The organism is Flavobacterium sp., from assembly GCF_043722275.1.
Classification (GTDB): Bacteria; Bacteroidota; Bacteroidia; order Flavobacteriales; family Flavobacteriaceae; genus Flavobacterium.
On sequence record NZ_JAYSPC010000037.1, the window covers coordinates 20244 to 32170 of the forward strand.

The following is an 11927-nucleotide window of genomic DNA, read 5'->3' on the forward strand; positions in this document are numbered from 1 at the left end:
AATGGAATTTAAAATCGTAAAATTAAAGAAAAGAAGAGATACAAATTAGAAAATACAATTCTATTATTAAAAATCATCTCCGAACATGTAAGTTTTTTGTTATTTTTACAAAAACAATCAATATCAATCCGTGGCTGATTTTTTTTTTGCCACAGATTACACAGATTAACACAGATTAGAATTTATACACAAAGAGTGAAAAATCTTTCTAATCCTTTAATCAGTGGCAAAAAACTTTATTTAAATGCGTCATTACTATATACTCTTCATTTTCGGAATACTTTTAACTGCCAGTTCTTGCCGAACTGATTTTGATACCGTTGCCAATTCCGGAAATTTAAAATTTTCAAAAGACACGGTGTATTTGGATACTGTTTTTAAAAATATTGGTTCCAGTACGTACCAACTTAAAGTGTATAATAAAAGTAAAGACGATATTTCAATTCCGACGATTCAATTCAAAAATGGCTTAAATTCAAAATACAGAATGACGGTTGACGGAACGAACGGAAACAGCGGAAAAATCTTTAACGATATTACGCTTTTAGCCAAAGACAGTTTGTACATTTTTATTGAAACTACGGCAGATATTACAGACGCTAATCCGACAGATTTTTTATATACAGATCAAATTCAGTTTGATAGTGGCGCGAATCTTCAGGAAGTGGCGCTGGTGACTTTAATTCAGGATGCTGTTTTTCTTTATCCAAAACAAAATCCTGACGGAACTAAAGAGAAAATCAAAATAGAGGATAAAGATGTTGATGGTTTTTATTTAGATGAAAATGATCCTGTAAACGGAAATGAATTACTTTTTACCAACCAGAAACCTTATGTAATTTACGGATTCGCAGGCGTTCCTGAAAATAAAACTGTTACTTTTCAAGCCGGAGCTCGTGTATTTTTCCATGCTAATTCCGGACTTTATGTAGCCAATAAAGCATCACTTCAAATTAACGGAACTGCATCAACAACTGAAAAATTAGAAAACGAAGTTGTTTTTGAAGGCGATCGATTAGAATCTCTTTATGATAATATTCCCGGACAATGGAACTCGGTTATTTTCGCTAACGGAAGTAAAAATCATGCGATAAATCATCTTACTTTAAAAAATGCAATCACAGGTTTAAACCTGAAAAACCCTGATAACAGCACGACAATTCAAATAAAAAACACTCAGATTTACAATTGTGCCGAATATGGGATTCTCGCCCAAAACGCACATATCAACGGAGAAAATATCGTAATTAATTACGCTGGTTTAGCCGGTTTATCGTGTATTTATGGCGGAGATTATGTTTTTACTCATTGTACCTTTAATAACAATTGGCAAAGTAGCGCGCAATTCGCCGTGAATTTAAGCAATAGTTTAGCGGGTGCAACTCCGGAAACTAATCCGTTAACACAAGCGACTTTTAATAATTGCATTATTTACGGATCAAGCAGTAATGAATTCAATTTAAATAAAAATGCGAATACTCCATTTGTATATCAACTGAATAATTGTTTGTTGAAATTTAGCAGTTCTTCCACAAATCCGGATTATCAATTTAAAACTGATGCTGCACATTACAATCAGATTATCTTAAACGAAAACCCGAAGTTTTTCAACATTTCTCAAAACAAATTTAATATCGATAATACTTCTGCCGCTTTCGCGAAAGGGAATCAGGCATATATAATTCCGTTAGATATTTTAGGTAAAACGAGAACTTCTCCGCCTGATTTAGGCGCGTATCAAAGTGCGGCTTTCCCTAAATAATATTTTCTAACCATATAAGTGATATAAGAAAATTTAAGTTTTTTTCTCATTTTATGTCATTTCGACGGAGGAGAAATCGCAGACGGGATTCGATAAAGATTGACGATTTTAATTGCGGAATTTCTCGTGTGATTTCTCCTCCGTCGAAATGACAAAACAATACGCTTAATAAAACTTTGCAGCGTAGCGCATTAGCGAGATTATTTTCTAACATTCTTCTAAAAATGAACTTACATAACTTATATGGTTCAAAAAAACTCAAATATTAAAAAAAAACCCGTAAGAAAATTTATCCAAAAATAATCTTTCCTTAACTCAGCGTATTCCTAAAAGTAGTATTTTTGATACAATAATAAATTAAAAACCTAAAGTTCAATTTATTAACTACCCAAATCTTAAACTATTTTTATGAAAAAAAATTACTCTTTATTATTTTTATTGCTTGTCACGGTTGGTTTTGCTCAAATTCCGTCTGGTTATTACAGCACGGCAACAGGAACAGGATACACATTAAAAACTCAATTGTACAACATTATTAAAGGCCATACAGATAATGGTTATGCAGGTTTGTACACGACTTATCAAACTTCAGATGTTGATAATTTCTATGAAAATGACGGAAGCGTTTTAGACATGTATTCTGAAAATCCGTCAGGAACAGATCCTTATAATTACAGCACCGGAACTACACAAAGATGTGGAAATTATTCTGTAGAAGGCGATTGTTATAACAGAGAACATATTATTCCGCAATCGGTTTTTAATGAAGCATCACCAATGGTTGCCGATGCGCATTTTATCACGCCAACTGACGGAAAAGTCAACGGAATGCGTTCTAATTATCCGCATGGCACTGTAAGTTCTGCAACTTATACTTCTCAAAACGGAAGCAAACTGGGATCAAGTTCTGTAGCTGGATATTCAGGAACTGTTTTTGAACCTATAAATGCTTTTAAAGGTGATATTGCCAGAATGTATTTTTATTTTGCAACACGTTATGAAAATACTGTTGCAGGATATTCTTACCCAATGTTTGACGGTTCTGGAAATAAAGTTTTTACAACTGCATTTTTAAATATGCTATTAGCGTGGAATGCTCAAGATCCTGTAAGCGCGAGAGAAATTGCAAGAAACAATGCTATTTATGGTCGTCAAAACAATAGAAATCCTTATATTGATCATCCTGAATATATAAATCAAATTTGGGGTGGCACTGCTCCTTCCGGAGATACTCAGGCGCCAACTGCTCCAACAAGTTTAGCTTCTACAGCAAAAACTGCGACTTCGATTACAGTTGCCTGGAATGCATCGACAGATAATGTTGGCGTAACAGGATATAATGTATATGCAAATGGCGTTCTAAAAAATACAGTTACAACATTAAACTATACTATAACAGGTTTAGCGGCTTCAACAAGTTATAACATAAACGTTTATGCGAAGGATGCAGCAGGAAATACCTCAGCGTCCAGCAATACAATTGCCGTTATAACCAACGCAAGCGGCGGAACCGGAGGAACTGCAACCGAATTATTATTCTCTGAATATATTGAAGGATCAGGAAACAATAAAGCATTAGAAATTGCTAATAACACAGGAAGTTCTGTTAGTTTATCATCTTATACTGTAAAAAAACAAACTAATGGCGCCGGTTCATGGAGTACAGGTTTGGTTTTAAGCGGAACTTTAACTACAGGAAGTAAATTTACGATCGTAAACAGTTCAATGTCTTCAAGCTGTTTTGCTACAAGCGCAGCTAATATTTCAACAACTGCAACCGAATTGACTTTTAACGGAAATGACGCTGTTGGTTTATTTAAAAACGGAGTTTTAATTGATATCATTGGAACTTTTAGTGGCGGAACTGCAAATTTTGCTGCTGATGTTACTTTAAGAAGAAAATCTACTGTTACTGCTCCATCAACAACATTCAATCTAAGTTCTCAATGGGATTCATATACTGTTGATACCTGCTCAAATTTAGGTGCTAAACCGGCAAATGATTCCAGTCTTGAAATACCGGAAGAAACTTTTACAGAATTACAAGGTTTGGTTTTATATCCAAATCCTTCTAACGGAAATTTCAACATTTACTTTAATACTATTAATTCACCTTATTCTATCGAGATAATTTCAATTTTAGGTCAGAAGGTATTTGAGCAATCAAATATCACTGATTCATTATCGACGATAAATAATTTGCCAAAAGGCATCTACATTGTTCGTGTTAATAACGATTCTGAAACTTTTAGTAAAAAGATCATTATTAACTAATTAAACCGAGTGCTTACTACATTTAAAGCGGCAATATTGCCGCTTTTTTTTATTTCTTAAACCAAATAAGTAATATAAGATAATTTAAGTTTTTCTTTTTTCGCGCAAAGACACAAAGGCGCAAAGTTTTTCTTTTTTACCATATAAGTGATTTAAGTTCATTTTAGAAAAGATAATTAGAAATATCAATAAGTAAAAATCTGTTTAATCTGTAAAATCTGTGGCCATATCCTTTGCGAAAAACTTAAATTTTCTTACATCACTTATATGGTTCAATAATCGATTTTTTTTTCAAAAGACTTTGTTTTCAAATTTGCGCTTGCTATTTATTTACACTAAATTTGCACCTCAATACAACAAACTACACAAAACAATGATCCATTTCTTTGAAAACCAAAGCAAAACTGTTTTTGCCGTACAAACGCAAAACGAAATTTCGGCTCAAGACATTTCAAAATTAAACTGGCTTTTTGCCAACTCTAATAAGATCGAAAAATCCGCACTGTCGGATTTTTTTGTTGGTCCTCGTGCCACAATGATCACACCCTGGAGTACAAATGCTGTAGAAATCACTCAAAACATGGGTATTCCAGGCATTATCAGAATTGAAGAATTTCATCCGGCAACGGAAGATTTTACTGATTTTGATCCAATGCTTTCACAAAAATTCAATCAATTAGATCAGGAGATTTTCAGAATCAACGTTCAGCCAGAACCAATTTTAGAAATTGATGATATTGCAACTTATAATAAAGTAGAAGGTTTAGCTTTAAGCCAGGAAGAAGTTGACTATTTAGACAACCTTGCTGTAAAACTGGGAAGAAAGTTAACCGATTCTGAGATTTTTGCTTTCTCACAAGCCAATTCAGAACACTGCCGTCACAAAATTTTCAACGGAACTTTTGTAATTGATGGTGAAGAAAAAGAAACCTCACTTTTTAAATTAATCAAAAAAACATCACAGGAAAATCCTAACGATATAGTGTCTGCTTACAAAGACAACGTTGCTTTTGTAAAAGGACCAAAAGTGCAGCAATTTGCACCAAAATCAGCTGACAAACCTGATTATTACGAGATAAAAGAATTTGATTCGGTTTTATCTTTAAAAGCAGAAACACACAATTTTCCAACAACTGTTGAGCCTTTTAACGGAGCTGCAACAGGTTCAGGAGGAGAAATTCGTGACCGTCTTGCCGGCGGACAAGGTTCTTTGCCATTAGCCGGAACAGCAGTTTATATGACATCATATTCTCGTTTAAAAGCTGATTCCGCTCAGCCCTTCGACTCCGCTCAGGGTGACAGGACTTGGGAAAATGCAATGGACGAAAGAAAATGGTTGTACCAAACACCAATGGATATTTTGATCAAAGCTTCAAATGGAGCTTCTGATTTCGGAAATAAATTCGGGCAACCGTTAATTACAGGTTCGGTTTTAACTTTTGAACATTCAGAAAATAATCGCAAAATTGGTTACGATAAAGTAATCATGCAAGCGGGCGGAATTGGTTACGGAAAATTAGATCAGGCAATTAAAAAGAAACCACAAGTTGGTGATAAAATCGTAATTCTAGGTGGAGAAAATTATAGAATTGGGATGGGTGGAGCTGCGGTTTCATCTGCAGATACAGGAGCTTTTGGTTCAGGAATTGAATTAAACGCGATCCAACGTTCGAATCCGGAAATGCAAAAACGTGCTGCCAACGCTATTCGTGGTTTGGTAGAAAGCGATCTTAATCCAATTGTTTCTATTCACGATCACGGAGCTGGAGGACACTTAAATTGTCTCTCTGAATTGGTGGAAGAAACTGGTGGATTAATCGATTTGGATAAATTACCTGTGGGAGATCCTACTCTTTCGGCTAAAGAAATTATTGGTAACGAATCTCAGGAAAGAATGGGATTGGTTATTGGTCAAAAAGATATTGATATTTTGCAAAGAATCGCCGACAGAGAGCGCTCGCCAATGTATCAGGTTGGAGATGTAACGGGAGATCACCGCTTTACTTTTCAATCAAAATCAAATGGTTCAAAACCGATGGATTATGCTTTAGAAGATTTCTTTGGAAGTTCTCCTAAAACGATTATGAACGATAAAACTATCAATAGAAAATATGCTGATGTAACGTATTCGGCAAATGATTTCGAAAAATATTTACAAGACGTTTTACGTTTAGAAGCTGTTGGATCAAAAGACTGGTTAACGAACAAAGTTGACCGTTGCGTTGGCGGAAAAGTAGCGAAACAACAAAATGCAGGTCCGCTACAATTGCCTTTGAATAATGTGGGAGTTATGGCGCTGGATTATTTAGGTAAAGAAGGAATCGCCACTTCGATAGGCCACGCTCCTATCGCTGCTTTGATTGATCCGGTTGCGGGAAGCAGAAATGCTATTGCAGAATCGTTATCAAACATTATCTGGGCGCCAATTAAAGATGGTTTAAAAGGAATTTCACTTTCTGCAAACTGGATGTGGGCTTGTAAAAATGAAGGTGAAGATGCTCGTTTGTACGCTGCCGTTGAAGGTTGTTCAGAATTTGCAATTGAATTGGGAATCAATATTCCGACAGGGAAAGATTCACTTTCAATGAAACAAAAATATCCAAATGACGAAGTAATCGCACCGGGAACAGTTATTATTTCGGCTGGAGGAAACTGTACCGATATTAGAAAAGTGGTTGAACCGGTTTTACAGAAAAACGGAGATTCTATTTATTATATCAATTTGTCACAGGACGATTTCAAATTAGGAGGTTCGTCTTTTGCACAAATCAGAAATACAATCGGGAACGAAACTTCTACTATTAAAGACGCTTCTTTTTTCAAAAATGCTTTTAATACAATTCAGGAATTAATTGGTGAAAACCAAATTTTGGCGGGTCACGATATCGGAAGCGGTGGTTTAATTACTACTTTATTAGAACTGTGTTTTAACCCCCTAACCCCCGAAGGGGAAAATCCTGTAGAAGCAGGAATGAAAATTTCGTTTGATGCTTTTAAAGAAAAAGATTTAGTGAAAATTTTGTTTTCAGAAAATATTGGTCTTGTAATTCAAGCAAAAGAAGATGCTGTTTTCGAAAATAAATTAAATTCAAATAAAATAGAATTTTTCAAACTTGGAACAGTTACTGAAAACGGAACTTTAGAATTTGGAGATTATAAATTGGATATTCCAACATATCGTGATATTTGGTTTGAGACTTCTTATTTATTAGATCAAAAACAATCTAAAAACGGAAGAGCTCAGGCACGTTTCGAAAACTATAAAAATCAGGTTTTACAATACACTTTTCCAGCACATTTCACTGGTAAAAAGCCTGTCATCTCTAGCGAAGTCGAGAGACCAAAAGCAGCTATTATCCGTGAAAAAGGAAGTAATTCTGAGCGTGAAATGGCAAATGCAATGTACTTGGCAGGATTTGATGTAAAAGATGTTCACATGACGGATTTGATTTCCGGTCGTGAAACTCTTGAAGATATTCAGTTTATTGGTGCTGTTGGAGGTTTCTCAAACTCTGATGTTTTAGGTTCTGCCAAAGGTTGGGCGGGAGCTTTCTTATACAACGAAAAAGCAAAAACAGCATTGGATAATTTCTTTAAAAGAGAAGATACTTTATCTGTTGGCATTTGTAACGGTTGTCAATTGTTTATGGAACTTGAAGTGATTAATCCTGAGCATGAAGTTCACGGAAAAATGCTGCATAACGAAAGCCAGAAACACGAAAGTATTTTTACCTCTGTAAAAGTTCAGGAGAATAATTCGGTAATGTTATCAACATTGGCTGGAAGCACTTTAGGAGTTTGGGTTTCTCACGGAGAGGGAAAATTCAATTTGCCTCTTGCCGAAGAAAACTACAACATTGTTTCTAAATATGCTTATGAAGGTTATCCTGCAAACCCTAACGGATCTGACTATAACACGGCAATGATGTGTGATAAAACCGGAAGACATTTAGTGATGATGCCTCATATTGAGCGTTCTACTTTTCAATGGAACTGGGCTAATTATCCAAAAGACAGAAACGACGAAGTTTCGCCTTGGCATGAAGCTTTTGTTAATGCAAGAAAATGGATTGAGAAAATCTAAAAATATATTTACTAAAAACGCTCGAATTTATCGGGCGTTTTTTTTTGTTCTTTTTGCCACGAATTTCACGAATTTCCACTAATTACTTTGTGTTAATTATTGTGATTCAAAAAAATAAAATTAATGATTCGTGCTAATTCGTGAAATTTGTGGCGAAAAAATATTTTTTTTATCTTTTAGTTAAGGAAGCAAGTCCCGTAACAATTCCTGAAGAAGCAAATGCTGCTAATCCGGAAGCAATCGCAATTTGACCTGCAAAAAATTGGTTCTCCATTATTGCATTTCTAAACAATGTTCCGCCGGCAACTCCGGCAATTATTGACAAGCCAAGAACAGTATAAATCCACCAAGGCTCAGGATCTGGATGTGGATGTGGATTTTTCCAGGGTCTCCAACCCGGATATTTTGTGCCACACCATCCCATCATTATAAAAAAAGCAATTTCCATAATATAAATTTTAAAATAATGCCTACTCGTTTGCTTTTCGGCTTACGCAATTAATTCATTTCAAAACTACATTGTCCTGAAATAGAATTACTTCTGCTTTTTCCTGTTTTTATTAGGGGAAAAAAGCCCTTTTTTCGTAAGCTTAAATAATAAAATTTCTAACACATAGAAACATAAATTAAATGTTCTTAAAAGGCGTTTCACTTATTTAAATACACAGAGCGAAATATGAAAAAAGTATCTTAGAATGCATTCCTTTAATACTATCTAAGAATAATTTAATACTATCTTAAGGCAGTTTTAGCGAGCGTATTTATTGGGATAAATATCTTTGCCTTATGAAAAAATGGAAGCAAAACTTATCTCTGTTGATTTTCTTATTTACACTAAGTCAATTTTCTTTTGGTCAAAAATCCACATCCGTACAAGGAAAAATTTCAGATGGAAAACTTCCTGTGGAATTTGTTGATGTTATTTTAAAAACTGCAAACGACTCTACAAAAGTTGCCAATTATACTGTGACAGATGCTTCCGGGAATTTTTCTCTTGATAATGTACTTTCGGGAGATTATCAATTACAATTCAAATTAATAGGGTTTAAAACTATTACTCAAAAAATTAAAGTTGCTGATTCTCCGCTTTTAATTGGAACAATAACTTTACAAAACGATACTAATTTATTGAACGCAGTTGTTGTTAATTCTCAAAAAAAACAAATTCAAAAAACAGCTGAAGGTTTTGTTTTTAATGCCGTTTCGAATATTTCGCAATCCGGAGGAACCGCTACAGATATGCTGAAAAGTATCCCGACAATAGCTGTTGATGCTGACGGAGGAATAACATTACGCGGAAAATCGCCAATGATTTTAATTAACGGAAAAAATTCTGCGATTACGAATATGGATCAAATTGCCTCAAGCAGTATTGAAAGTATTGAGGTTATTAGTAATCCTACTGCTAAATATGATGCGAATGCCGAAAGCGGAATTATCAATATTAAGCTTAAAAAAAACAATCAAAGCGGTATTAATGGCGCCGTTGTTTTAGGAAGTGGTTTTGGTGCAAAAGGCAGATTGAATAGTTCTGTGCTTTTAAATCAGAAATCTGAAAAATGGAATTTTGGTTTGGCATATGACAATCGTTTTGCGGGAAGAACTAAAAAAATAAAAGGTGAAAGAATTAATAATTTTATTGATGATGAACACTTTATCAATCAAAACAGAAATGACGAAAGAACTGAAGGATTGCAGAATCTAAAATTCAATATTGATTTTTCTCCAAACGAACGCAACAGTTTTTCATTTGAAGCTCTAGGAAACCTTGAAAATCAGGATAATGACGAGACTTTGCATACGCAGGTTAATACAAATACAAATCAGTTTTTTTCTGATAATATTAGACATTCGTTAGAATTAGAACGCTCAAAAGTTGGTGAGCTGTCTTTTAGTTATGACAGGAAATTTGCTGATGATCGAAAAAGCCTGACTGCAAGTATTACTTCTTCTTTTAATAAACACAGGGAAAATACCAATATTGACACTTTTAATTACGACCAGTATAATGCGCAAATTGGCGATGCTTTTTTACAAAGAACGCACAATTATGAACATGAAAATATCTCAAATGCTATTGTAAACTTTGCGATTCCGGTTTCGGAAAAATCAATTCTGGAAACAGGTTACAAAGGAACATTCCGCTTTTTTACTTCTGATTTTGAAAGCGCGGATATGAATAATGGAGAATATGTTGTCAATCCATTGGCGAGCAATAGTTTTAAATTTAATGAACAAATAAATGCTGTTTACGGAATGTTAAATTCCTTTATTGGTGATAAAGAAAACCCAAAGTGGAAATATAATCTAGGTTTACGTGCAGAAAATGTTTCGAACACCGGAGCAACAAAAAATAATAGTGATCGCTTTAGTAATGATTATTATAAACTTTTTCCATCAGCATCTTTACAATTAAATTTAAGAACAGATGAATTTGTAAAAATTGGATACAGTAAACGTATTAACCGTCGGGATTTAGACGAGTTGAATCCGTTTATAGATATTACAGATGCCTTGAATCCTCATGGTGGAAACCCATATTTACAGCCGGAAATTATTCATATTGGCGAAATGAGTTATAATAAAGAGTGGTCGAAATACTCGTTTTCAACTAATGCTTTTTATAGAAATGCCACCAATACTATTAAGCAATATGCAGAATTACAAGACAATGGAGTTATTTTCCTGCAACCCAGAAACATTGGAAGCACGATTACTTATGGTTTAGAAACGATTTTTAGTTTAAAACCTATTGGCTTTTATGATGCAAATATCAGTATTACAGCTTTTCAGCAGAATATAAATGCCTCTAATCTGGCACAGGATATTGTAAATAACGCTTTTAGCTGGTACGGAAAAATCATTAACAATTTTGTTCCCTGGAAAGGCGGAAAACTTCAAATTATTGGTAATTATAATTCGGCATTAGCAACTCCGCAAGGAAAAAGAATTCCTATTTATAATGTTGACATGGGTTTCCAGCAAAAAATTGGCAAAGGAAATGCGCGCTTGGGATTAGTAATTACAGATATGTTTAATACGCTGGAAAGCGGTTTTAAAAATAACACTTTACTTTTTAGCAATAATAGAACTTCAAAATCAGATACACGCGCACTTATGGTGACGTTTGCTTATACTTTTAAATCTGATTTTAAAGAAAAATTATTAGAAAATCAGTTTTCTACAGAGTAATAATTGATATAATAAAAAAACTCATTCTTGTAATTGGGATTCATTTTTCTATTGAAATTTGAACTATATTCGCCATAAAAATCCTGCCACTGGATTTTTTTTAGTATTTCCAAAAACATTAAAACCTGCTATAGAATGAAATCTTTACATTTATTACTAATTACGTTATTTTTTGTTGCAACACAATCTCACGCACAAGTTCATGTAGATCAAATCACCTACAATGGGCGCGAACATTTTATTACCACAACTATTGGTTATCCTGTTCCGGGAACTTTTATTCCTACGGGGCAAAAAGCACCAAGTACGATACTTAATCCTGATGGAACGGGTGTTATTCAGGCTGACGATTTAACGAAACAAAAAATAAATTGGGGATTGGAATGTACTGATGAAGGTATTCCTATTTTTAAAGAAGGGTTTAATAGTGCATCATATACATTTTGGTACAGAACAAATGATAGCGATGCCTGGAACTATTCGCAATTTTCTATTCATTTTGCCAAGAAAAAAATGTTTTTAATGGGCGAAAGAGTAAAAGAATATGTTGATTATAATGTACAATAATCTGCAGGCACCTAAATCAAAATAAATTTTTCTTCGTTTTTTAGAACA

General features: G+C 34.1%; 6 protein-coding genes. 5 read left to right on the top strand and 1 reads right to left on the bottom strand.

From position 1 onward, the window contains the following. Positions 1 to 244: 244 nt before the first annotated feature. The 3 genes from ACHZDT_RS04780 (at position 245) to purL (ending at position 8120) form a co-directional block, all read left to right on the top strand. A complete protein-coding gene (locus tag ACHZDT_RS04780; protein ID WP_394773503.1) occupies positions 245 to 1762 on the top strand; it encodes a hypothetical protein in 1518 nt (505 codons plus the stop codon). A 408-nt stretch (positions 1763 to 2170) separates the two neighbouring features. After that, positions 2171 to 4036, top strand: a complete 1866-nt coding sequence (locus tag ACHZDT_RS04785) for an endonuclease (protein WP_394773504.1) — start codon at positions 2171 to 2173, stop codon at positions 4034 to 4036. A 373-nt stretch (positions 4037 to 4409) separates the two neighbouring features. Continuing rightward, positions 4410 to 8120: a phosphoribosylformylglycinamidine synthase gene (purL, locus tag ACHZDT_RS04790; RefSeq protein ID WP_394773505.1), complete on the top strand. Its 3711-nt coding sequence runs from the start codon at positions 4410 to 4412 to the stop codon at positions 8118 to 8120. 169 nt (positions 8121 to 8289) lie between these two features. Here purL and ACHZDT_RS04795 read toward each other — a convergent pair whose 3' ends face one another. Next, entirely contained in the window at positions 8290 to 8568 is a 279-nt protein-coding gene (locus ACHZDT_RS04795) for a hypothetical protein (RefSeq protein ID WP_394773506.1), read from the bottom strand. A 338-nt stretch (positions 8569 to 8906) separates the two neighbouring features. Between ACHZDT_RS04795 and ACHZDT_RS04800 the strand changes: the two genes are divergently transcribed. After that, positions 8907 to 11312 (top strand): TonB-dependent receptor domain-containing protein, encoded by a 2406-nt coding sequence (locus ACHZDT_RS04800; RefSeq protein WP_394773507.1) that lies wholly within the window; start codon positions 8907 to 8909, stop codon positions 11310 to 11312. A 135-nt stretch (positions 11313 to 11447) separates the two neighbouring features. Beyond that, complete coding sequence (locus ACHZDT_RS04805; RefSeq protein ID WP_394773508.1) at positions 11448 to 11879, top strand: hypothetical protein; 432 nt, start codon at positions 11448 to 11450, stop codon at positions 11877 to 11879. Positions 11880 to 11927: the final 48 nt, after the last annotated feature.

Bases quoted from the DNA above. Each gene is read 5' to 3' on its own strand.
- ACHZDT_RS04780 (WP_394773503.1), top strand. From the start codon at position 245: ATGCGTCATTACTATATACTCTTCATTTTCGGAATACTTTTAACTGCC.
- ACHZDT_RS04785 (WP_394773504.1), top strand. From the start codon at position 2,171: ATGAAAAAAAATTACTCTTTATTATTTTTATTGCTTGTCACGGTTGGT.
- purL (WP_394773505.1), top strand. From the start codon at position 4,410: ATGATCCATTTCTTTGAAAACCAAAGCAAAACTGTTTTTGCCGTACAA.
- ACHZDT_RS04795 (WP_394773506.1), bottom strand. From the start codon at position 8,568: ATGGAAATTGCTTTTTTTATAATGATGGGATGGTGTGGCACAAAATAT.
- ACHZDT_RS04800 (WP_394773507.1), top strand. From the start codon at position 8,907: ATGAAAAAATGGAAGCAAAACTTATCTCTGTTGATTTTCTTATTTACA.
- ACHZDT_RS04805 (WP_394773508.1), top strand. From the start codon at position 11,448: ATGAAATCTTTACATTTATTACTAATTACGTTATTTTTTGTTGCAACA.